This window comes from Rossellomorea oryzaecorticis, assembly GCF_038405515.1.
Lineage (GTDB): Bacteria > Bacillota > Bacilli > Bacillales > Bacillaceae_B > Rossellomorea > Rossellomorea oryzaecorticis_A.
In genome coordinates this window covers 12,287-36,118 of the sequence record NZ_JBBYAF010000022.1, presented here as the reverse complement: position 1 = coordinate 36,118, position 23,832 = coordinate 12,287, and the positions used below count along the sequence as shown (strand labels likewise).

Below are 23,832 nucleotides of genomic sequence, written 5' to 3'. Positions count from 1 at the left end.
AAGGAGTAACTATATGAACAAAACACAGAATAAGATGACCTTGTTTGCGCTCACATGGCCTATTTTTATTGAAATCTTATTACATATGCTCATGGGGAATGCCGATACCTTGATGCTAAGCCAATACTCAGATGATTCCGTGGCCGCAGTCGGAGTATCCAACCAAATACTTTCTCTCATTATTGTGATGTTCGGCTTTGTCGCTACCGGTACTGCAATTCTGGTGGCACAGCATCTGGGAGCCAAAGAAGATAGTTTCGCAGGAGAGATTTCTCTTGTTTCGCTTGCCGTGAATCTTCTATTCGGCCTATCTCTGAGTATGGCTCTAATTCTGTTCACACAACCAATACTCTCGTCCATGGACCTCCCTCAGTCCTTGATGAATGAAGCTTCTTCCTACTTGAAAATTGTGGGGGGATTCGCATTTATACAGGCGCTGATAATGACTTCCGGATCAATCATGAGAAGTTACGGCTACACCAAAGATGCCATGTACCTCACAATCGGAATGAATATCTTGAATGTGATCGGTAATTACCTGTTTATTTTCGGGCCGTTTGGCATTCCTGTTTTGGGAGTTGAAGGTGTTGCCATTTCAACCATTACTTCCAGAATGCTCGGACTTATTGCAGGGATCATTTTAATCATGAAGAGAATCCCTTCCGCTTTACCGTTTAAAAGAATGTTCAAGCTTCCTTTTTTTTATGTAAAGAATTTACTTCGTATCGGCATTCCATCTGCAGGCGAACATTTATCTTATAATGGTTCGCAAATGGCCATAACGTACTTCATCGCAAGCATAGGCACTACAGCACTTACAACGAAAGTGTACGCGCAAAACTTAATGATGTTCATCTTCTTATTCAGCGTAGCCATCAGTCAGGGAACGCAAATATTGATCGGTCACCTGGTTGGGGCGGGAGAATACGAAAATGCGTACGACCGGTGTTTGAAAAGTTTAAAAATCGCCATCGTTATTTCACTCGCAATGGCTGGGATCTTTTCTCTCTTCGCAGATCCTCTTTTACGTATTTTTACAGATAATGAACAAATCATTTCACTTGGAAAAATATTAATCTATTTAACCATCATCCTTGAACCCGGCAGAAGCTTCAACCTGGTTGTCATTAATTCACTTAGGGCGACAGGAGATGTCCGCTTCCCTGTCTACATGGGAATCCTTTCAATGTGGGGTGTGAGCGTCACATTGTCCTATGTACTAGGAATCTCGTTCGGCCTCGGCCTAATCGGCATTTGGATTTCCTTCATCGCAGACGAATGGCTGAGAGGTTTAATCATGCTGAAACGCTGGCGTTCTAAAGTGTGGATGAAAAAAAGCTTTGTTAGCAATAAAAAGGGCTTGTAAGAAACGAAATGATTTAAAACGTGAAAGAGGCTGGGACAAAAGTGTTTAGCTCAATTAAAACCCGAACTAATTCGTCATCTAACTGGCAAATTAGTTCGTGTTTTTAGTTTAAATGTACATTTAGATATTTGCTCTTTCCAGCGGTTGATTGGAGTGCAAGACGAAGACTCCTGCGGGAAGAGTAGCTAATGTGAGACCTCGCAGGAACGAAGTGACGAGAGGCTCACGGGCTACCCGCGGAAAGCGAAGTCTTGCACGGAAATCATTAGCGGTATTTAGAGACCACTCTAGAATGTTTGTCTTTAGATAGTTGTTTTATTGTTTTGTCCCAGCCTCTTTTTTACTATTTTCTCATTTCACAAGATTGATGTTAGGTTTTTTTACATAAAAACGCTTTCAAGTAAAAAAAGTACTTGATATTTTGTTATTTTCTGAATATGATAAATAATATAACAAATAGATGTTAAGAAAACTAACATCGAAATAAAAACAATCATTAAAGGAGGAAAATCCATGAAAAAAGTGGAAGCGATTATCCGTGCAGAGGCTTTTATTTCATTACGTGAAGCACTAAGTCATCGCGGGTTCAGCGGATTAACTGTTTCGGAAGCTGCTGGATGCGGAAAGCAAAAGGGCAAACAAGGAATTTTTCGGGGAAATAAGTTTGAAATCAACCTGGTTCCACGCGTGAAGGTGGAAATGGTGGTAGACGATGATCAAGTGGAAGGAATCATTGATCTCATAGTCGAGCAATGCAGTACGGAAACCGTCGGTGACGGAAAGATTTTTATTTATCCAGTCGAAGAGGTTGTTAGGATCCGTACAGGGGAACGAGGAAAGGAAGCCGTCCTTTAGGCTTCTTTCTACTAAATTCATTTACGTTTTTCATAAAAAAATCGGAGGGATAACCATTGATTAAAAAAGTAACTGTTTTACTGCTATTGTCTCTTGTTTTTAGTACTTCTGCATTTGCCGCTGCTCCTACTGCTGAAACCGTTCAAGCTTCTGTAGACTCGATGTGGGTCATGATTGCAGCCTTTTTAGTATTTTTCATGCATGCCGGATTTGCGATGGTAGAAACAGGATTTACCCGTGCAAAAAACGCACTTAATATCTTAATGAAAAATTTCCTCACTGTTTCAATTGCAGCTGTTCTTTATTTCTTCATCGGTTTTGGATTGATGTTCGGCAGCAGCGCCGGCGGATTCGCTGGAATTGACAGCTTCTTTCTGTCAGGGCGTGAAGATATCGGATTCTTCCTATTCCAATCCGTATTTGCCGCTACCTGCGCCACGATTATATCTGGAGCAGTCGCAGAACGTATGAAACTAAAGAGTTATATTTTATTAACGATTGTCATGACAGGCGCTATTTATCCTGTTGTGGGACACTGGGTGTGGGGCGGAGGGTGGATCTCGACATTGGGGTTTGTTGATTTTGCCGGTTCTACAGTCGTACATTTAACAGGAGCTGTCGGAGCACTCATCACGGTATTATTCTTAGGTGCCCGCATCGGAAAATATTCCAAAGGGAAAGCGAATGCCATTCCGGGTCATAATATTCCTTTAGGGGCTCTCGGGGTCTTCATCCTATGGTTTGGCTGGTTCGGATTTAACGGAGGCAGCAGCTTGGCAGCCGACCCTGAACTTGTTCCTCACGTCATCACAACAACCTTATTCTCAGCCTCTGCAGCAATTCTATCCTCTTCACTTTATACGTTGTTCAGATTCAAGAGGGTGGACCCTTCTTTAACCCTTAATGGAGCATTAGGCGGCTTAGTCGGGATTACTGCAGGGTGTGCAAATGTATCCTTAACGGGTTCACTCATTATTGGGCTTATCGCAGGGGTCATTCTAGTCGAGGCCGTTACAATTCTTGATACGAAATTCAAAATTGATGACCCCGTAGGAGCAATCGCCGTTCATGGTATATGCGGAATTTGGGGAACGGCAGCCGTCGGATTATTCGATGTCCAGAACGGATTATTCTACGGAGGAGGCGCTTCATTACTTGCAGTGCAGGCAATTGGAATTGCTGCAATAATCGTGTGGACATCTGTCACAGTGGGCGGCTTCCTGTTTATCGCAACTAGAGTTTCAAGCATCCGCGTATCCAGGGATGAAGAATTATCCGGCCTTGACTTTACCGAACATGGATCAAATGCGTATGAACTGAAAGACACTGTACTCGAATCAAATGCTTCTCCTTCCCCATTCGGAACTGATCTGGTGGAACGTTTAAACTCAATCAGTCCCAGTAAGTTGAGTAAGGTAGATCAAAGGAATACGGTTTGATTGATTAACAAGCATAGACCCATCCGCTTTTGCGGATGGGTCTATTTTGTTAGAAATGTTCCAGACTGCATAACTCATTCTTTACTCCACGATTTGTATACCATAGTCCTCAAACCACACATGAATCTGACCAAGGTGAGCCAATAGCTGCGGGCCTGTCATCAACTGGCCGTACCACGGAACCTGAAATGCCGCTCCACCCGTTTTCACGATTTCCTTTAGCTTTTGTTCGTTAAACAACTCATACAGAACACTGGACCTGTCTGCCAGAATTTCATTCAACCAGTCACTCACTAGTTTTGTATAGACTGGATGATGCGTTTTGGGATAAGGACTTTTCTTTCTATATAGAACTTCATTAGGTAAAATCCCTTCCAGTGCTTTTCTGAGGATTCCTTTTTCCCTGTTTTCATACATTTTCATTTCCCACGGGATATTCCATACATACTCAACCAGTCTGTGATCGGCAAATGGGACCCTGACCTCGAGACTCGCGCCCATGCTCATACGATCTTTGCGGTCCAATAAAGTCGTCATGAACCATATTAAATTCAAATAGAATAATTGCCTTCTCTTCGTTTCGATTTCATTCTCGCCTTCTAATAAAGGAGTTTCAGCCACCGTTTTGTCGTATTGATAGAGTACATATTCCTGAAGGTTCAACTTTTTGTTCCAATCGTCTTTTAACAACCCCTGCCTTTCAGCGACTGAACGCATCCAGGGAAATCCCTTTCGGTTAAAGTCATCTTCACGGTGAAACCATGGATAGCCTCCGAAGATCTCATCCGCACACTCACCAGAAAGTCCGACTGTAAAATCATTCTTGATTTCTTTGCAGAACCATAACAGCGATGAATCGACGTCAGCCATTCCAGGCAGGTCTCTTACATGAACCGCTTCAATCAGATAATCCTTCAGCACTTCCTGGCTTATGACACTGCGATGATGAATCGTATTGAATTCTTTTGACATTTTTTCAATCCATGGGGCATCGGAATTCGGCTGGAAATCACTTTTGGTGAAATACTGATCATTTTCTTCATAATCGATTGAGTAGGTATGAAGATTCCCTTTTCCTTCGTCATGGTAAGTGTTGGCGGCGATTGCAGTTATTGCACTGGAGTCCACGCCGCCTGATAGAAATGAACAGAGGGGAACGTCTGATACAAGCTGACGTTTGATGGCATCGGTCAACAGGAATCGTACATTGGCTACCGTTTCCACAAATGAATGTTTATGCTGTTCACTCTTCACATTCCAGTATCTCCATATTTTCAATCCAGCTTTTGAGAAAACCATGGCGTGAGCCGGACGAAGTTCCTTCACGTCTTTAAATACACCTTCACCAGGTGTCCTGGAAGGCCCAAGTCCCAATACCTCCGCCAATCCCTCGTGTGTCACATGCGGTTTGACATCAGGGTGCGCCAGCAGCGCTTTGATTTCGGACCCGAACACGATCCCCCCATCTTTTTCAAAATAAAATAAAGGCTTTACGCCCATTCGGTCCCTCCCGATGTATACATGCTCCTTCTCACTGTCCCAAACGGCAAATGCGAAGATCCCATTTAAATGCTGTACACATTCTTCACGCCATTCAATATAAGATGTCAGTAGAACTTCCGTATCGGAGTGTCCTTTGAATGAGTATCCTTTGGCCTTTAAGACAACTCGCAAATCTTCCGTATTATATAACTCGCCGTTATAACAAATCGTATAGACATACCCTTGATGCGTGATGCTCATCGGCTGCCTTCCACCTTCGGGATCCACTACGATCAGACGTTTGTGGCCAAATGCCACATGATGATTCACCCACGTATTTGTTTCATCCGGACCCCTTTTGGTCAGTGTCTCTGCCATTTTTTTCACTAATTTTTCCTGATTTGAAAGATTTCGTTTATAATGTATCCAACCTGTAATTCCGCACATTGTGATCATCCTCACTTTCTGCTCAAGCAAACTGGGCTCTCTGACACATAGATTATCTTATGCAAATCAATATAAATGGTTAATTGACTCACTCAATCTTTACATGAATGAAATATGATAATTATGATAAGAAATGTAGTTAAGGAGGGATATTCATTTGAGTAACATTTACCGTTCAAACATCCTAAAATCCCAAAAGAGAGCATTTTCAGAAGGAACTGTCCTTTTAGATGAAGACATTTGGTTATTTTTCGAAATAGATGCAGAAGAAGAATCAGAACTGGAGTTTTATATCAACCATGAAATCAGACTATTCAGGGAGGATACCTGGATCACCGGAGTGTTAGTGGAAAACGGAGTTGTCGCGACTCCTTATGAACGCATAAGAATGCATGATGGCGACAGGATTCAAATTAAGAAGAACATTCTCTTTTCACTCGAAAGTCTGACAGAGGACATTTCTGATGATGCTTTCCATCAATTCATATCTACCTTAAACAATTTAAATTATTCACTTTATGATTGTATATTCTGTCATAATCACCTTGTTTTCCTGGGCAGCCAGAGAATGAAACAGGGGGTAAACTTTATCACCTTTGATAACGGTGAGGAAGTATGTGCAGTCCAGCACCACTTTACTTACTACAAAAAGAAGCGTGACCGCTTTGAGTTTACTCTCAGTACAGGAAAACGAATAGTGATTGAGAATTTCAATCCATGACCTGACAATTCATCCGAACCAAACAAAAAATTCGTGCTTAACCGACCGCAATCGGCAAAGCACGAATTTTTTTATTCATATAGTGGTGCCTTTTAATGCTCCTGTAGTGCTAACACTTTATGCTTCCTTAAAAAATCATACATCATGCATGACGCCATTGGTTTTTCAATGAGGAACCCTTGTGCATAGTCACATCCTAATTGTTTGAGAAGCTCCAGTTGGCGGGGTGTTTCAACCCCCTCGGCCACCACTTTCAATTTTAAACCCCGCCCCATCATGGAAACGGACTGTACAATGGCGACATCAGGGGAATGGTCATTCATATTGCGAACAAAGGAACGATCTATTTTCAAGATATCAAGAGGCAAGAGTTTCAGGTAGCTTAACGATGAGTAGCCTGTCCCGAAGTCATCAATCGCGAGCCTTACCCCCAGCTCCGAAAGAGCCTCCATGACCTGGATTGAATACGAGGCATCGTTAAGCATGATGGTTTCTGTCAGTTCCAGACAAAGATACTCCGGAGGCAGTCCCGAGACTCTTAACGCTTCCTTCACATCACTCAGAAATGCGGGATGCTGGAATTGAATGGCTGATACATTTACAGAAACATAGAAATCACCCAGCCGTTCATCCTGCCATTCTTTTAGCTGCTTACACGCCCCGATCAACACCCACTTCCCAACTTCCTGAATCAACCCGATTTCTTCCGCCAGCGGGATGAATTCTGCTGGAGAAATAAGTCCCGTTTCTTCATGCTGCCATCTCAGGAGCGCTTCACAGCCAATCAGCGACTCATTCGGAACTTCAATGATCGGCTGATAGACGATATATAATTCATTCTTGACAATGGCTTTACGTAGTTGAGCTTCCATTTCCACTTTACGGAGTGTTTCCTCATTCATATCCCTTGAGAAGTAGACAGTATTATTCCCCCCTCTGGATTTTGCTTGATTTAAGGCGGCGTCCGCATTACGCAGGACTTCTGAGGTTTTTTCTCCATCCCTTGGATATATTCCGACACCAATACTGACGGTCATGTAGAATTCTTTTCCCTTATAGAAAAATGGTGCTCTGATAGCTTTTAAAATAGCGTCAGTCAACGTAGTGATACTTTCCTCATTTACGTTTTTTGATAAAAGGACGGTAAATTTATCTCCGCTGAACCTGCCAAGATACGCACCCCTTGGAAGTGTTTCCCCAAGACGCTGGGCAAGTTCCTTTATTATGAGGTCACCTGCTCTGTGACCCAATGTATCATTTATGATCTTAAAGCGATCGATGTCCATGAAAAGCACGGCTAATTCACGCTTTTTCTTTTTTGCCCGATGAATATGTTCATCAATAATATCTCTGAACTTTTGCTTGTTAGGTAAGTCGGTGTCCCCATCATAGTATGCCAGCTGTGTAATTTTCTTTTCCGACTGCCTTTGCTGAGTGACGTCTTTACCTATTCCAAATATACCGACACACTGGCCATTAACTGTGATCGGAATATTTTTTATTTGAAAATGATTGATTCTCCCGTCCTTAGTGGCAATAGGAAGATCATAATACTGTTCCCTTCCGTCCATTGCACGATAGAAATGTCTCCTTACCCTCTGCTGATCCTGCTGCATGATATAATTCAATGCGTTTTTACCGATCAGTTCTTTTTCACTGTAACCGAATGTTTTTATAAAGGAAGGATTGAGTGAAGTGAAACGCCCCTTCAAGTCTGTGCTGTAAACAAAATCCGTATTGTTATCAAAAAGCGATCGGTAATATTCTTCTGATACCTCGATATTTTGAGTGAGTTCTTTGATATCAGTGGAAGCGGTATTGATCAAATTTGTCAAAGACATCATCGCATTCGCTTCAGGAGTCAAATGAAAATCTGTTTTAAAATCTATAAGAGGTTCCCTCACTCCTTCTGAAATTCCCAAGTATGTCAAGGAATGAGCCAGAAGTTTGGGTTTCTTGTTTGAATCATACCCAAATTCACCATACGAGAAAAAGCCGTTGACAGCTGCAATCGTATTCAACTTGGAAAGCTCTTGATTGGTAAAATCCCGTATATATCTTTTCCTCGCCACACAATTGTACACAAAATGAGACTCCACCGGCCTTCGCTTGAGCTTATTCAATTGCTTCGTTGTGGATTGCAGCAAATCCTGGACATTTACAAACCCGAAACTGACCTTGTCCCCCTCGTTCAGCTCCCTGCTTACTTCAATCGCACCACCGGTCAAAATGTTCATCACATAAACAGCTGTTTTTTCGCTGCCTTGTTGAACCAGAAAAGGAAATTCAATGGAAGAGTCCGGAAGTTCTTTAACGAACGCTTTCCCTAAATACCGCTCTAACAGCTGAAGAGGCTTTTTGTGGTTTATTTCATAGATGATGTTCCCGCCCGCTTTCGTGATTTCAAAAGCAGGACCGACCTCCTGCCAATGTTCAAGTGCATATGTATGTACATGTAAATCAGAGTTGTTCAATGAAACCGCTGCAAACCCGTCACAGGAAATTCTGTCGTTGGTGAATACATAGGAGGGCCGTACTTCAGGATCATCGGCACAAACTCCTCCAACAATTTTAAATTCATCATTGCGAGGGGTTATCCCCTCAAGGATTTCAGATAGATCCATTTTAAGATGACTGACAAAAAGCATTACCACTTTCGTATCAAACCGGATCAGTTCATTGTAAAATTGTTCGACATCCCTGCGATCGGGATTTGATTCATCAAGCAGAAATGAATTAACTTCGGTTTTTTCAAAAGCTGTAAAGCAAATGACGATACCAGAAATAAGGCGTCCCTCGAATATTTGATCAGTCGAGCTGCAGCCGATGAGTGTTGAATGGGGTAATAAATCATTTACTTCTTTTTGAAGCGAAGTAATGAAATGAATGGAAGATTGACCGACGAAGGCTTGAATGAGGAGAGAAGGAAATAAATGCAAATCATTCTCTTGGATAAATTGCTTTAAAGAATTTTCGTCTTTGTATATGTACTGAAAGGAAGTAATCATATTCCACACCTACTCTATAAAGACATGATACTACAAAAATACCACAATTCGACAGTTTTGGATATTATTTTTTGAAATTTCCCCCAACAAAAAAAGCCTGCTAAAAAGCAGACTCTTTTTCGAGACGGTATTATAATCCAAGCGGCAGTTGAAATCCTAAGATGAGAACGATGATAAGGGCAATGATCAGCTGAATCCAGAACATTTTCGTGCTTTTCCCTTTGTTCATGCGTACTAGGATCATTTCAAGCATACCGATGACCCAGATTCCGACCAATGCTTTTATACCATATAGAGCAGGATTGATGCCTTGATGTTTCCAGAACAATAGTGCTCCAGTCAGGATGATGAGCAAATAGAACAGGCGAAGAATCATCTGAACTACTTTCATGCCTTTGGCTTTGCCCGCGTTATGTAATCTAACGGCTACAAAGAAAAGGATAATCGCAATTACCCATGTTGTAATGTGGGCATGTGTGTTATCAAACATAGTGAACCTCCCAGAACTAGATTGTTTACGCTCATAATATATTACCACATACGCTTCAGCAACAGAAATGTAATCACTCACTGTAACTGATTTGTCAAAATTCCTATACCCTCGACTTCTATCTGGATCTTGTCCCCTGCCTTTAAGAAGCGAGGCGGCTTAAAGCCTTTCCCTACTCCTGCCGGGGTGCCTGTCGCGATGATATCTCCCGGCTCGAGGGTCATCCCTTTTGATAAGATTGAAATGATGTCGGGAATTTTAAAAATCATAAGATCCGTGCTGGAAGACTGCCGGATCTCCCCATTGACACTCGTACGAATCATGAGTTGGTGGGGATCTCCTATTTCTTCTTTTGTGACGATATATGGACCGGTGGGACATGTAAAATCCAAGCTTTTCCCGATAAAGAATTGACCATGCTTTTTCTGCAGGTCGCGAGCTGTAAGATCATTAACGATCGTGTAGCCAAATACATGATCCATCGCTTCATCAGGCGTGATGCCTTTACCTTTTTTGCCGATCACAATGGCAAGCTCACCTTCGTAATCCAGCTCACTCGTAACATCATCATGGACAGGAACCTTCTGTTCGTGCCCGATCACCGTAGATGTCGCTTTTGTGAAAATCATGATATTTTCAGGTATGTCTTTTTCACTCCCCATCTCAATGGCATGATCACGATAGTTTTTCCCTACACACATAATATTCCTTTTTACAACAGGGATAGGCGGAAGCCAGTTAATCTCTTTCAACCTGTACATATGATTGCCGGAAGCATTCTCTCTTCGGGCCAACCTTAGAAGCTCGGCTGCTTTCCCGAGAAACTCCTCCCCGCTCTCGATTCCTTCCTGTACACTCTGCGGTAAAACTTCACCATAGCTCTCGGATAAATTTAACAGATCAATAACATATTCTCCTTCAACAACCCCATATGTTTCTTTTCCATTTACTTCAAAACTCGTCAGTTTCATCCGCCTTCCGTCTCCTTTATTTCATCATTTAGAATATAAAATTATAATTCTTCCTTTTTTATCAAAGGTCTTTTCCCATAACTAAGTACTCGCCACACCTTCTCCACAGGACCAAACGAAAATTTCGAAAACCATATTTCAGAAAGGAGCACCTGGATGGCGAAAATACCTAGAGCCAAAAACGTACCGGTGGTCAGCGTCACTTCCCCATACAGACCAAATCCGTATGAATAAAATATCAATGTCCCGATAATAGACTGCAAGAGATAATTTGTTAAAGACATTCTGCCTGCGGATGCAAGGGGCTTGCTCCATTTCTTCATTTTTTTATTCTCTAATAATAAAGCCAGGATTACTGCATAAGATACTGATAAGAAAGGACCTCCCAGATAATCCTGTATATAAGAATACGCGGTATTCGTCTCTAACAGGATTGGCAGCATCTTGATGCACAGACTCGTGATCAGCAAGCCTCCGCCAAGCAGCATCCATCTCTTTTTAAATGAGGCTGCTTTTTCAAGCAATTTCAGTTTTCCTGCACCTGCACCGATCATCATGACCGGCAGAATGGAAAGGGCGAGGAATAATAGATTGCCAGGTGAATTCACAGTATACCAATCACTGAAGCGCTGCTTCATAATCTCGGGTAAACTGCCGGAAGCGTATGCGGCAACGGAATCTTGAACCGCGGCTATATTTGTATAATGAGCAACACCTGCTGGATCTGAAAATGTCATCAGAACTAGTAAAATACTAAAAAACAATTGAGGCAGAAGCAGCAGCAAGCTCCCCAGCAGCAGTAAACTCTTCCCGGAAAACCTCATAAATAATAACAGGAGGAGCCCGAATACTGCATAATTAATCAGAATATCACCTGACCAAATCAAGAAAGCATGTACGGAGCCGATCCCAAGCAATATCAACAGCCTTCTTATTCCAAAGCGATAAAAGGGCATCCCCTTCTTATCAGCCCGATCTTGTTGAATAGAGAGACCATAACCGAACATCATCGCAAACAGGGGATAGAAGCTTGCCTGCACAAATACATCTATCCAAGGGTAAAGCGCTGTATCACTTGGTGTTTTCCACCAGGAATACGGGTCCATATAAAGAAATGGAGAATGAAAAGAAATCATGTTAATGATGAATATTCCCAAAAGAGAGAATCCTCTTATTACATCTAAGCTTTGGATACGTTTAGAATGTTCAATCGGCGATAGTGTGTTCATCCATTTTTTCCTCCAAAATTTTTTACTCTTTCATTGTACTCGACAACGGCGGTTTAGGCGATTATCACTTATTTCTTCTACTCACATAGAATAACAATAATTAACTTAGTCTTAAAGGTGTGAGTCGCGATGCCCGCAATTGTAGGAATAGCTCAAGTCGTCAGCGTAGGTTCCAGCGGTGTTTTCCATATCGGGGATGTGTTTACGATCAGTCCCATCTCAACTGCTAAAACCTTTGCCGGAGCAGGCTCGTTCATAACAGGTAAAGGAATTTCAGTGTATAACGAAAGTTCACTGACTTACACGGTGGACGATGATGTCATGGACTCAGGTATAAACTTCAATTTATGAGGGTGATGCCAAATGAATTATTACCTTCAGCAAACCATTCAAATCCGCTTCATTAAAATAGGGGGAATGACGAACTCCTCCGTCTTTCAGATAGGTACTTGCGGCCAAATAAATTCGAACAGTTATCTATACAATACCGGCGGGTTTACCGAACCCGCACCAGAAGCGAAAAAAAGCGGAGGAGAAGCGGCAGCCGAGGTCCCGTCGATATCTCCGCTTGTTCCTTTACAAACTCCCGGAACAGCTTAATCCGCGGCGAAAGAAAGAGGTGTAAACATGAACCAATACTACATGACTCCACAACAACTCTATCAATATATTGAAAAATTGAATACGAAAATTGTCGCGCTGGAACAAAAAGTCAATACGCTCTCGGAAGAACTGACAACTGTCAAAGACTCCCCGAAAATCAATGTCGAAAGAATTGAATATAAATTTGATCAATTAAAGGTTGAATCGTTGGATGGCACGCTTAATATTGGTCTGAACCCCGGCGGGCTCAAAGAAGAGATCGAGGATTTCGCCGTGGCTCCGAACGGGAAGAAAAAAGCGGTAAAGGATATCACCCCTTACCGTGAAAAGATTACAGAAGAAGTAACAGCGTACATTAAAAATGAGCTTCCTTCACTGATATCGGATAATGAGGTTCAGCTTCAGCGATCGATTGACGCCTCTTATCACGAAATGATCCAGAACGATTTGCTTAATCAAATGCCTCAGCGAATTGATTTTTACGTAAACAACATCCCGTTTGTAGAAGGAAAGCACACGGATGAAGAATGGAAGGATAAAATCATTTCAAAAATCAAACAAGATATTCAATCGGCACTCTTTTCATTCATGTCACAAATGCCCGATAATATGGAAGGAATGAAAAAGGATGAACCTACAAGTGATTAACCGGGAATTGTCAGTCGGAAACATTGAAATTGCAGGGGTGGCCAGTGCCTCCCTGGTACTGATTGGGGATGCTGACATCATACAGCTCGCATCAGCCTTTGATACTCCCCCTGAATCTCTGCTGATCGGCCCGTTCGTCCCACTGACTCCGAAGGGTTAGTTGGTATGTTAAAAAGATATTCTATCGTGAATGAACTGTCAGGAATCACGCTTTCCTTCTCTTCCATCTATCAGCTTGGGGACTCACAAAATATTGTTTCTACTACGAAAGCCTTCGCTGTTCAGCGCGAAAAAGAGTTCTTCCTCAGCAGCGAAGGACGATTTGAGGCAGAAGTGTTCAATGAAGTCATAGAGCTCCCCCCCATCAACCCTGGAATTTCAGTGAGCAGATTGAATCTTTCGCCCATAAAAGTCAATTGCTTGAAAGTAGATGCAACAGCTTTTTCTTCCCTCGTCCACATAGGCAATACAAGTAATGCTTATATGGAATCAAGGGTAAAAAATATCCGTCAACTTGAGGGTGATGCTGAATATGGTGAAGAAGAAATTGAAAAAATTGAAGAGGTGGAAATCCCTGCAGCGGAAGTTGAAGAAGGAGAACCAGTTGAGTTCATTGAATTCAACAACAGGAAAAACGAAACTGACAATAAGTGAACGCTCTCATCTTTATCACATAGATTAAAAGTGTAAACTACAAAAGAAGGATGTTTTATATGCCAGCGATAATAGGTCCGGTTTCCATTCTAAGTGTCGGCGGCGGCAATGTTCAGTTTGGGGATGCTGCCATCATTTCCCCGAAATCCGCCTCTAAATCGTTTGGAGGTTCAGGTGGATTCAATACGGGTCCATTCCAATTAACTTATAATGTCTTCAGTATCACCAACACATTTGATTGCAATGTTGTAGATCAGCCGATTACAGGAAATAATTAAAAAGCAAAAAGTCAAACTCAGGGCTTTTTGCTTTTTGTTTTTTGCAGGATTTGGCTAACGTTTCCTTCTCTTGCGTTCATTACTCTTTTTTGTTTTGACTAATTTTGATGACGGCTGCTTGCGAATCCATTTAATGAATTTGCTTATCTTATCATCGTTCCTCAAGTCTTCGATGGTATTCAGCCTTGCTCCCAGTTCTTCATTAGTGTATAGCGAATGAATCTGTTTATGACAAGCCATACACAGTTCGGCAGTCGGCATGAAAGCACCTCCGACTTCTTTCGGAGTCAGATGATGGACTGTTGTGACAACTTCCTGGCGTGCACAAAGTTCACATGTTCCGATCGTTTTGTTCCTCATATTCTATCATATCCCCTGTTTAGTGTTATTTCGTCCTATCTTTTCCCTTTTACGGCCAAAATAAAAAGCCGCTTCTGAATGATTATCATTCGGAAGCGGCTCGTTTTTAAAGTTCCAGTAAATGGCCACCGTCAAAGAAATAGAGGTATTTTTCTGATACCGTTTCTTTCCATATGGACTCCAATGCTCTTGTGTAGAGTTCAATCTGTACTTTATACCGGTTTTCAAGTATATCTTTTGCCTCTTCAAAACCATTTTTATATCTGTCATGGATGCCGTCTGTTTTGTAATCCAATAGAACAAGACCATTTTCATCCCTGAATACACAGTCTATGACCCCTTGGACAAGTATCGTTTCTTCAACCGACTCTTCGCCTGTATCAGAAATTTCCCTTAAAGGAACACTCATACTGAAAGGGATTTCCCTTTGTATGTCCTTTGTTTTCAACATTCGCTGACCCAGTTCACCGTCAAAGAAACGAATGATATCCCCGACTGAAATCGACGTTTTTTGTTCTTCTGTGAGAATCTCTTTTCTGACCAGGTCATCCAATAGGACCGAAACCGTCTGTGCATCAGGATTGCCATCTGCAAAAGAAATATGCTGCATGACGGTATGCATGGCCGTCCCCCTCTCGGCAGGCGACAATTCCTTCGTCTGCATGAATGCAGGGCGATTATATACAGGCTTTTGCTGACGTCTGAGCAACTCAACACTTGATGCTTCATCCCTGATTTCATACATCCGTTTTAATTCAGACACCGACTGTTTCGAACGGAGGCTCGCAGCCCGCATATGTGGATATTTCCATAAAAGACGTTCAAACACTTCTTCCTTCATGAGTGATTCTGAGTCAATCTCTCTTCCGCCTTTTACTTTTTCTCTCCAATCGTCATCATGTTCCTCACGGGCGTCTTCTTCCTCGATCAGTTCGGATTTATGGATTTTGGTAATATTCCAGCATGATGGATGATGATGTATTTCTTCGTTTCGTGTGATTTCACCAAGCTCTCCTTCATGCAGTATTTCACAATGGGGATGACGGATGAGTGATGGTCCGATCCAATCGAGGTAAGACCCAGCCCCGGCACGGTCAAAATCCGGCAGCAGCCAGTCACCCTCTTTCAATGCCCCTTTCCATTTCTTCACTGATTTCTCGAAGCTTTTTACGGTACCGATGAGAAATAGCTTTTCTTTCGCACGAGTAAGCGCTACGTATAGAACCCTCATTTCTTCCGAGATGGCTTCCATCCGCTTTTTTCGTTTGAAGGCAAGCTGCGGAAGAGAAGGATAGCTTATCCGTTTATCTGGATCCGTAAACTTGCTTGCAAGTCCTAGATCTTTATCCAATAAGTATGAAGCATTCAAGTCCATTAAATTGAACTGTTTTGAAGTGCCTGCAACAAATACAACCGGAAACTCCAAGCCTTTACTGGAATGGATCGTCATTAAACGGACAACATCCTCTTGTTCACTGAGTGCCCTTGCTACACCCAGGTCATCCCCCCGTTCTCTCATACGGTCAATAAAACGAAGGAAACGGAATAATCCCCTGAAGGTGGTCGATTCATATTGACGGGCCCTATCATAAAGTGCACGAAGATTGGCCTGCCGCTGCTTGCCCCCTGCCATTCCCCCGACATAGTCATAGAACCTCGTGTCACGGTATAACTGCCAGATCAGTTCTGTTACCGACCCTTGACGCGCTCTTGTTCTCCAGCGGTCAAGCTGATAAAGAAATAGTTTTACCTTTTCGAATGTTTCTTCTTCACTTGGACGTGAAGGCTTTTGAGAAGCAAACTTTTTCAATGCCTCGTAGTAGCTTCCTGCTCCCGAATGTATACGGATACTTGCTAACCCCTCTTCATTCAGACCGCCAATCGGGGAACGGAGGACCGAAGCAAGCGGAATGTCCTGGTAAGGATTGTCGATCACTTTAAGCAGAGACAACATAATCGAAATTTCCGTTGCATCGAAATACCCTGTAGACAAATTGGCATAAATCGGTATCCCCTGGCGTTTGAATTCTTCCATGATTTCAGAAGCCCATGGCATGGATCGAAGCAGGATCACGATGTCCTTATATTGAATCGGCCGCTCCGTTTTTGTTTTTGCATCATAGACAGGGGTTCTTTCTTCAATCATCGTCTTTACCTTCTGGGCCATATACCTTGCTTCAAGAACAGACTTTTCTATATCTTCTTCATCAAAAACGGAAAGGGCTTCTTCTTCGTCTGCAGAAGCCTTTTCAACTGCTTCCTGATCGATCAACGCCACCTCGATCGGATATTCCTTCTCTTCAGGATACGGGGCGCCCTTGACTAGTTCAGCTTCCTCGTTGTACTCCATTTCACCTACAGATGCCCCCATGATCTGTTTAAAAAGAAAGTTGGTACCCGCAAGTACCTCTTTACGGCTTCGGAAGTTCCGGGAAAGGTCGATCTTCAAACCTGCTTCCCCCGGCCCGGGAAGAAAACGGTTATACTTAGTCAGGAATAAATTAGGTTCTGCCAATCGGAAACGATAGATAGACTGCTTTACATCTCCCACCATAAACCGATTGCCGGTCCGCTCCTCATCTCCTGTAATCAAGAGAAGAATGGATTCCTGGACCATATTGGTGTCCTGATATTCGTCCACCAGAACCTCTTTGAATTTATGTTTGTATTGCAAAGCTGCTTCAGAAGGAAGGAGTTCATCACCTTCGCCCGGCTCCCGGAGTATGTCAAGACAGAAGTGCTCCAGATCGGCAAAATCAACAAGTCCCTTCTCTTCCTTGACAGCTTTGAAGCGGCGTCCAAACTCAATGACCAGTTCTGAGAGAGTATGGATGGCATTTCTCATTTTTTTCATATCAGCAAGGAAAGATTGCGGTTTTCTCATAAAGAATTCTTCCTGAAGCTTCTCAAGCATCTTCTTTCCCTGATCCCGCAATTTCTTTGCCTCATCTACAAGTTCTTTATCGAATTCTTCCCCTCTGCATGGCTTCAATTTGGTGAAATGAAGACTCTGCATTCTTTCGTATAACACATTCCATGATACTGATTCAGCTTCGAGCAGACCATCAACTAGCCCAAGATCATCCATGAAGTTGTCAGCTCTGGGCGAAGGCCCTCCTGGAACCTTCGTCAAATCAAGCGCCCTATGGAACAGGGTTCTCGCACCTTGCAGCTGCAGATTGATATCGACTTTAAGAGGCTCCATGAACGGAAGAACGTCCATTTGTGTTTCCTCATCGATGTCATACATCCCCGCTAACTCCCGAAGCCACTTTTCAGGATTCGGGTGAGAACGGGAAAAATCATAAAGTTTCCGTATCATCTCTTGAAGGGCACCGTCACTCCGGTCGTTTGTATAGGTATCCACCAGTTTGAAGAACGCCGTGTTACCTTCTTTGCCGTACTCGTCTTCAAATAACTCATCAAGCACTTCGTCACGGATCAGGTCCCCCTCAGTTTCATCTGCGATCCTGAACCCGGGATCTATATCGATAAGATAGTAATATTTCCGTATCACTTCAAGACAGAAAGAGTGCAATGTCGATATCGAAGCACGGTTCAATAAGCTCAGCTGTTTCCTGAGATGTGTCGAGTGGGGATCTTCATTAATCGCTTTTTCGATCGCCTGACCTATGCGGTGCCTCATTTCTGCAGCAGATGCATTTGTGAATGTAACAACCAGGAGTTCATCGACATCCAATCGGTCATCTTCCGAAAGGATTCGTTGGATGATGCGCTCAACAAGCACTGCCGTTTTTCCTGATCCGGCAGCGGCGGCAACCAGGATATCCTGCCCTTTTGCCCAGATGGCTTTCCACTGATCATCTGTCCATGTTACATCTTCCGGTTTAACGGGAACGGTGTAATTACCCATCCTCTTTTACCTCCTCTCTGACTTTTGCGAGCAGATCGTCCGCTTTCGCTGTGGGCAGGACTCTGTACTCATTTTCTTCCAGCGATTGATCGAATTGGCAGACAGGACGATACGAACAGAATTGGCATGGAGTCCTGTCTTTCAGTTTATAAGGTGTAATGTCCACGGCTCCGGAAACAATTCGATTGCCTGCATTTTCATAAAGTTTTCTGACATGTTGACGCATAAAATAGAAATCTTCCTTCGAAGCGGCCTTGGACCTGGATGATAGAGAGCCGTCCTTTTTTATCCCGGCCGAAATGATATCCGAGCTTCCCGTATCAAGGGTCTGATCCATCATCCGGATGATGTCCGTGTCACCCAGGACGAGTCCCTTCATCTTGAAGCTCTTGAATATTTCCTTCTCTATTTGAGCCAGCGTCAATATCTTTTTACTGTTGATCATCGGATTATGGACATGGAAATACAATACCCCTGCAGGCTGCGCCTCTTTTCCGACGAATTGCTTGGAGTGGGATAAGACGATATCTAAATATGTCAGCATTTGCAAAGCAAGTCCATAATAAACCTCGGTTACATCAAGGTCCCTTGCGCTGGATTTATAATCGACAACGCGAAGATATACGCCATTTTCATCTTCTGCCTTATCCACCCGGTCAATCCTGCCTTGAAGCTCCATTTTTGTGCCATTGCGTAATTGAAATTGAAAAGGAGGCAGTTCTGCATTTGGTCCGAATCCCAGTTCTACACCGACCGGTACAAACCCGCTCGCTTTGGCATGCTCGCTTAATATGAGGCTTGCACGGCTGATGATATGCTCAAGCTTCTGTGCGATATAATGAAGCCGGTTTGAGCTTAGCAGAATTTGATGCTGCAGTTTTGGTGCCAGCATCGCTACTGCATCCTTAGCCAGCTGCAGGCATTGTGCCTTTGTGAGACCCGCCCAGGTCAGGCCATGTCTCTCAACCTCTTCCGATATCCATTTTAGTGCGGAGTGGAACATCTCCCCGATATCCGGAGCCTCCAGCTTAAAGAACTCTCTTTCCCTTAGTTTCAAACCGTGACCTGCGAAATGTGAGAAAGGACAGCTATTAAACAACTCCATCCTCGATACACTTGCAAGTATATGATCACCATAAAGTTCCCTGCTCGTTTCTTCTGTCAGACTTCCCGCTTTATTCTCATAGAATAAACTCGATAAGATATGCTGTGCCTGCCATTTCCACTCTGTTGAAGATGCATAGAAGTTATAGACATCCCACCAGAAGTCATAAATCGGGTACTCCCTCTTCTTTAATTGCAGCTGGGAAGTCAAGTGAGAAATCGTAACATTCGGATGACATACATAATGCAGCTGTTCTTCTTCTGACAGTTCGGACGGCTCATTGAACAATAGTTTGGTATCAGCCTCAGGATACATTTCTTTCAGCCTTTTTATATAAGATGAAGGAAGCAATGCTTTCCCTTCTTCGTTTGCAATCGGATAGCTGATAAACAGTTTTTCACTCGGAGTTGTAAAGGCTTTATAGGCAACGAATTCCTCATCCAGAAGCTTCGTCCTGTTTGTAGGCGCAATCTTAAAGCCTTTTTGAAGCATTGCCTCCCTATCTTCATCTGATAATACGCCTTCCTCACTCATTTTGGCTGGAAGGACTCCGTCGTTCACACCAATGAAAAAGGCAGCCCTGATATCTGCAAGCCTGGATTTTTCCATATCAGCAATGATCACCTGATCGATTGCCGGCGGTACCAGAGAGAACTTCATCGATTCAATACCTGCATCAAGAATCGAGGTGAATTTCTTAACCGTCGTGTTCTCATCCCCAAGCATTTCAACATACTGATCCAATAATTCTATGACCGCGCTCCAGGCCTGATCATGCTCGCGGGCAGCAACCAGGTCCCCCCGCTCTTCAGCTTGTACTCTCAAGCGTTCAAGCTTCGCAGGTATATCCAATTCTTCTAAATACAGATAAAGCGTTTCACAAAACTCTCTGCCTGTACTTTGTTTCTTCAACCGTTTGCCGAGTCGGACGATAGGCGCGGAAATGAATAACCGAAGCTCATTTATCTCCTGCTCAAGCTCCCTTTCCCTGTCTGTTTGCGGGGAATCCACATGCTCAAGCCCTCTGAAGCGGCGGTACTTCCAGCGGTCTTTACCCGTCCATCGATCCCCCTGGATGCCGTATGCCAGCACGTAATTCTCCAAACGATCCATCTGCTCACGCAGTTCGGCCGGATCCTTCTGAAAGGGAAATAGTAAATCCGTTTTTACTGCCCTGAATACAGGTTCGTATCTCCAATTGGAATTCATGATCTCAAGTGTTGAACGTATGAGTTCAATGAGAGGATGATTCAGCATCGTCCTCTTCTGATCAAGGAAAAAAGGAATCTCGAAATCTTGGAATATCGTTTCTATTTTATCCCGGTAATCTTGACTATTCCGTACCAATACCGCGATATCTTTATATCTGTAACCTTCAAGGCGGGCAAGTTTTCTGATCTCTCTCGCAATCCCCTCTATTTCAGCCCGGCGATTGGATGCTTCCAGAAACTGAATAGAATCCCGGGCAGCCTTCCCCGTAAAGGGAACAGCAGGCCGGTCTTCGAAATGCTTCTCCATGTGCTGCATGGAGCTGTGCCTAAACCGGATCGGTTTGACGAACACTTCCTCTTCAACCGATTGATGCGCCCTTTGGCAGATATCCTGAAGCGTATCATACGTTTCATTCGTCATTCTGAACAGACTGAGCTCGTTAAATGGACCAAACTGCTGATCAGAATCCGCAGTCAGAGCGATTGTGACTTTTTTGCTATGGTGAATCAGTTGTTCAATAATGAGATATTCCTGCGGAGTAAAGCTATGAAAACCGTCAATATAAATTTCGGCATCTTTAAGGAGCTCAGAATTTTTCACATTGTCAGCGAGAAGCTGAAAATAATCTTCTGAGTCAATATATTTTCCAAACAGTTTCTCTTCGAATTTATTATAAATAAGTTCAAGATCATGAAGCTTATCCTTTAATGCCTTGGACTGCCCCTCTTCCTGCTTGAATTCCTCCAGCTCCCCAGGTGTAACGCAATACCGTTTGAATTCTGTCAGCATTGCCTCAACATGGTCAATGAATCCCGGTTTTTCCGATGCCTTCGAAAAGATATGAAGGTCGTCTTTGTTTTCTTCGATGATCTTTCGGATCATCATATTTAAACCGACATTGGATAGATGATACCGGCTCATCCCCCCTGTTTCCTGAAGGATCTTCCATGCAAGCCTCGTAAAGCTGAACACCTGCGCACGTATCATCCCGTTCAATCCGGGAGTATTTACTAATTCGTACTCCGATATAAAAGACATTTGATCAGGGACCAGATAAATGATCGGATCGCCATTCGGCTGATCGAGCAGCTTTTCTTTTATTTCAGACAGCATTCCATAGCTCTTTCCCGTACCTGCCCGTCCCAGCAAAAACCTGACAGCCATACTCTCACTCCTTTTTATGTACTTCTATGATAACCAATAGGTTCTTTGAATTTTTGTATAGGTCCATTATAAACTATATTCCCTCTCAACAAATCCCTCCTGCTTCATTCTTACTTGAAAATATTTGGGAGCTGCTGCATAGAGTAAAGAAGGCAGGTGATTGAGGCAATGCATGTTTCGTATAAATTCATTTCTGTATTATTGGTAAGTATGGGGATCATGGTGGCGAGCAATATCTATACGTTCATACCGATTTATGGGGATATTGCCGTTTCAATCGGTATCCCCCCTGGATCTGTCGTGATTGCAGGGAGCTCATTTACGTTTTTCTATGCATGCGGGCTATTGACATTCGCCAACGTCGCGGACCGGTTCGGTAAGAAAGAAATATTGATTCTGGGAATGCTTGCTTCCGCCGTCTCCACAGCACTGGTCATGATTTCTTTTAACTCTTGGAGCTTATTCATCACCAGGGGGGTTCAGGGGTTTTGTTTGGGGAGCTTTGCGCCGGTGGCTTTTTCCTATACGTACGACCTGTTTGAAGGTAAAAAAAGGACACTTCTCCTTGCCCTGATCAATTCCGGGTTTCTATTCGCAGGTATTCTCGGACAGTTACTCAGCGCAGGGATCACGTTTATCAGTCAGTGGACGGCAGTCTTTTTATTTTTTTCCATCATGTATTTCATCCTATTCCTCATAGGTAAAAGAACCCTCCCGCATACTCCCGTTTCTCCAGAGAGGGCCGAAATGCGTCCAGCTGACATCATTTACAGGTTATTGCTTAATAAACAATTACTCACGCTCTATGCAATCGTATTTACACTTCTTTCTTCGTTTGTCGTCTACTATGACAGTTTGACAAGATTCCTTTACGAAGAAGACGCTCTTCTATTGAAAATAAGACTTATCGGGTTGCTGGGAGTGAGCCTCTCCCTTTTCACCGGCAGACTGCTGGAGAAATTGGGAGCCTATCAAACTCTATTTATTGGGTTTGCCCTAGCCACCGGTTCCATAGGGATTTCGTTCATTTATCTGCCTGCATCTCATTCCATTTTCTTGATGATGTCATCGATCCTATTCGTGTCTTCCATTTCCCTGCTGATCCCTACTGTCATTACGCTGATAGGAGATATCAGCGGGGCGGACAGAAGTCAGGCGCTCAGTCTTTACTCATTCATTTTATTGGGAGGAACCAGTTTGGCCCCTCTCATCGCAATGAAGGCAAGCTATACTCAGGCAATGCTTTTGCTCCTGGGGTGTTTTATGGTGAACGTTGGCCTTGGGATCGTGCTGACTTTCAGGAGGAAACTTGAAATGAAGAAAGAATAATACAGAAGGACGGCAGTCAGGTGGGTAGACAAAAAAAAGAAGGAGCTCATCCTTCTTTTCTGTGTTTATTCCATTCATGAGAAAGCATCCCATACAAATGCATATCATGACGTTCTCCGTCTCTCTGCAGAAATTCACGGAAGCTTCCTTCTTTCGTGAAACCAAGGCTTTCATATAAACGGATGGCACGTGTATTGTAAGAAAACACCGTTAACTGGAGCCGGTGTAAATTGAGTTCACCGAACGCATAAGCCAATACGCATTCCATCGCTTCCTTTCCATAACCCTTGCCTTGACATTCATCTTCCCCGATCAAGATCGACAGCCCGCCGACCCGCTGCGCCCACAGAATCCCGTCCAGCTCAGCATATCCGATCAACCGGCCGCTGTCCTTTAAGCGGATTGCCAAGCGATAGGTATTTTGCTCATCGCCATCCATCCATTTCTTCAGTTCGTCTTCCGACTTCGGTTTATACGGCAGGGCATCCAGTAATCGCTGAAGCTTTTCATTTCTGCCCCATTTTGTCAGCAGATAGACATCGTCTTCATGAAAGCCTGTCAGGTAAATATTCTTTCCATTGAGTAATTGGTTCATCT

Annotated in this window: 20 protein-coding genes; 11 read left to right on the top strand and 9 right to left on the bottom strand. The window is 43.3% G+C overall.

Features of this window, described 5'->3' with window-relative positions:
* Positions 1–13: 13 nt before the first annotated feature.
* The 3 genes from AAEO50_RS12185 (at position 14) to AAEO50_RS12175 (ending at position 3,660) form a co-directional block, all read left to right on the top strand.
* Positions 14–1,366 carry an MATE family efflux transporter gene (locus tag AAEO50_RS12185; protein WP_341983964.1) on the top strand — a complete coding sequence of 451 codons (1,353 nt, stop codon included), beginning with the start codon at positions 14–16 and terminating at the stop codon, positions 1,364–1,366.
* Positions 1,367–1,879: 513 nt separating this feature from the next.
* Positions 1,880–2,221 carry a P-II family nitrogen regulator gene (locus AAEO50_RS12180; RefSeq protein ID WP_341983962.1) on the top strand — a complete coding sequence of 114 codons (342 nt, stop codon included), beginning with the start codon at positions 1,880–1,882 and terminating at the stop codon, positions 2,219–2,221.
* 56 nt (positions 2,222–2,277) lie between these two features.
* Positions 2,278–3,660, top strand: coding sequence for an ammonium transporter (locus AAEO50_RS12175; RefSeq protein ID WP_341983960.1), 1,383 nt, complete (start codon positions 2,278–2,280; stop codon positions 3,658–3,660).
* Positions 3,661–3,741: 81 nt separating this feature from the next.
* On the opposite strand, the gene asnB is transcribed toward AAEO50_RS12175, so the two are convergent.
* The gene (gene asnB, locus AAEO50_RS12170; protein ID WP_341983958.1) at positions 3,742–5,598 is read right to left on the bottom strand and encodes an asparagine synthase (glutamine-hydrolyzing); all 1,857 of its coding nucleotides are present in this window, start codon (positions 5,596–5,598) and stop codon (positions 3,742–3,744) included.
* A gap of 148 nt (positions 5,599–5,746) precedes the next feature.
* Between asnB and AAEO50_RS12165 the strand changes: the two genes are divergently transcribed.
* Positions 5,747–6,310: a DUF2777 family protein gene (locus AAEO50_RS12165; RefSeq protein ID WP_341983956.1), complete on the top strand. Its 564-nt coding sequence runs from the start codon at positions 5,747–5,749 to the stop codon at positions 6,308–6,310.
* A 92-nt stretch (positions 6,311–6,402) separates the two neighbouring features.
* Here the strand turns inward: AAEO50_RS12165 and AAEO50_RS12160 are convergent, their stop codons facing one another.
* The 4 genes from AAEO50_RS12160 to AAEO50_RS12145 all read right to left on the bottom strand — a co-directional run bounded on the left by AAEO50_RS12160 (position 6,403) and on the right by AAEO50_RS12145 (position 12,008).
* Positions 6,403–9,318, bottom strand: coding sequence for an EAL domain-containing protein (locus tag AAEO50_RS12160; RefSeq protein WP_341983955.1), 2,916 nt, complete (start codon positions 9,316–9,318; stop codon positions 6,403–6,405).
* 130 nt (positions 9,319–9,448) lie between these two features.
* On the bottom strand, positions 9,449–9,808 hold the full coding sequence (locus AAEO50_RS12155) for a YisL family protein (RefSeq protein WP_341983953.1): 360 nt from the start codon (positions 9,806–9,808) through the stop codon (positions 9,449–9,451).
* A gap of 77 nt (positions 9,809–9,885) precedes the next feature.
* Positions 9,886–10,779 carry a fumarylacetoacetate hydrolase family protein gene (locus AAEO50_RS12150; RefSeq protein ID WP_341983951.1) on the bottom strand — a complete coding sequence of 298 codons (894 nt, stop codon included), beginning with the start codon at positions 10,777–10,779 and terminating at the stop codon, positions 9,886–9,888.
* Positions 10,780–10,820: 41 nt separating this feature from the next.
* Positions 10,821–12,008, bottom strand: a complete 1,188-nt coding sequence (locus AAEO50_RS12145) for a DUF418 domain-containing protein (protein ID WP_341983949.1) — start codon at positions 12,006–12,008, stop codon at positions 10,821–10,823.
* Between the two features lie 129 nt (positions 12,009–12,137).
* Here AAEO50_RS12145 and AAEO50_RS12140 point away from each other — a divergent pair, with 129 nt between their 5' ends.
* The 6 genes from AAEO50_RS12140 to AAEO50_RS12115 are packed head-to-tail and all read left to right on the top strand — an operon-like array spanning position 12,138 to position 14,191.
* Positions 12,138–12,359: a spore germination protein gene (locus AAEO50_RS12140; protein WP_341983948.1), complete on the top strand. Its 222-nt coding sequence runs from the start codon at positions 12,138–12,140 to the stop codon at positions 12,357–12,359.
* A 12-nt stretch (positions 12,360–12,371) separates the two neighbouring features.
* Positions 12,372–12,608 carry a spore germination protein GerPB gene (locus AAEO50_RS12135; RefSeq protein WP_341983947.1) on the top strand — a complete coding sequence of 79 codons (237 nt, stop codon included), beginning with the start codon at positions 12,372–12,374 and terminating at the stop codon, positions 12,606–12,608.
* A gap of 27 nt (positions 12,609–12,635) precedes the next feature.
* Positions 12,636–13,259, top strand: a complete 624-nt coding sequence (gene gerPC, locus AAEO50_RS12130; RefSeq protein ID WP_341983946.1) for a spore germination protein GerPC — start codon at positions 12,636–12,638, stop codon at positions 13,257–13,259.
* Complete coding sequence (locus AAEO50_RS12125) at positions 13,240–13,419, top strand: spore gernimation protein GerPD (RefSeq protein WP_175988336.1); 180 nt, start codon at positions 13,240–13,242, stop codon at positions 13,417–13,419. Before gerPC ends, AAEO50_RS12125 begins: the two co-directional genes overlap by 20 nt.
* A gap of 5 nt (positions 13,420–13,424) precedes the next feature.
* The gene (locus AAEO50_RS12120; protein ID WP_341983942.1) at positions 13,425–13,913 is read left to right on the top strand and encodes a spore germination protein GerPE; all 489 of its coding nucleotides are present in this window, start codon (positions 13,425–13,427) and stop codon (positions 13,911–13,913) included.
* Positions 13,914–13,972: 59 nt separating this feature from the next.
* On the top strand, positions 13,973–14,191 hold the full coding sequence (locus tag AAEO50_RS12115) for a spore germination protein (RefSeq protein WP_341983940.1): 219 nt from the start codon (positions 13,973–13,975) through the stop codon (positions 14,189–14,191).
* A gap of 54 nt (positions 14,192–14,245) precedes the next feature.
* Here AAEO50_RS12115 and AAEO50_RS12110 read toward each other — a convergent pair whose 3' ends face one another.
* From AAEO50_RS12110 to addB, 3 genes are all read right to left on the bottom strand, one after another.
* Positions 14,246–14,551, bottom strand: a complete 306-nt coding sequence (locus tag AAEO50_RS12110; RefSeq protein WP_341983938.1) for an HNH endonuclease — start codon at positions 14,549–14,551, stop codon at positions 14,246–14,248.
* A 106-nt stretch (positions 14,552–14,657) separates the two neighbouring features.
* Positions 14,658–18,425 carry a helicase-exonuclease AddAB subunit AddA gene (addA, locus tag AAEO50_RS12105; RefSeq protein ID WP_341983937.1) on the bottom strand — a complete coding sequence of 1,256 codons (3,768 nt, stop codon included), beginning with the start codon at positions 18,423–18,425 and terminating at the stop codon, positions 14,658–14,660.
* Positions 18,418–21,906, bottom strand: coding sequence for a helicase-exonuclease AddAB subunit AddB (gene addB, locus AAEO50_RS12100; protein ID WP_341983935.1), 3,489 nt, complete (start codon positions 21,904–21,906; stop codon positions 18,418–18,420). Before addB ends, addA begins: the two co-directional genes overlap by 8 nt.
* 168 nt (positions 21,907–22,074) lie before the next feature.
* Here addB and AAEO50_RS12095 point away from each other — a divergent pair, with 168 nt between their 5' ends.
* Positions 22,075–23,235, top strand: a complete 1,161-nt coding sequence (locus AAEO50_RS12095; protein WP_341983933.1) for an MFS transporter — start codon at positions 22,075–22,077, stop codon at positions 23,233–23,235.
* A 46-nt stretch (positions 23,236–23,281) separates the two neighbouring features.
* Here the strand turns inward: AAEO50_RS12095 and AAEO50_RS12090 are convergent, their stop codons facing one another.
* A complete protein-coding gene (locus AAEO50_RS12090) occupies positions 23,282–23,830 on the bottom strand; it encodes a GNAT family protein (RefSeq protein WP_341983931.1) in 549 nt (182 codons plus the stop codon).
* Positions 23,831–23,832 lie beyond the last annotated feature (2 nt).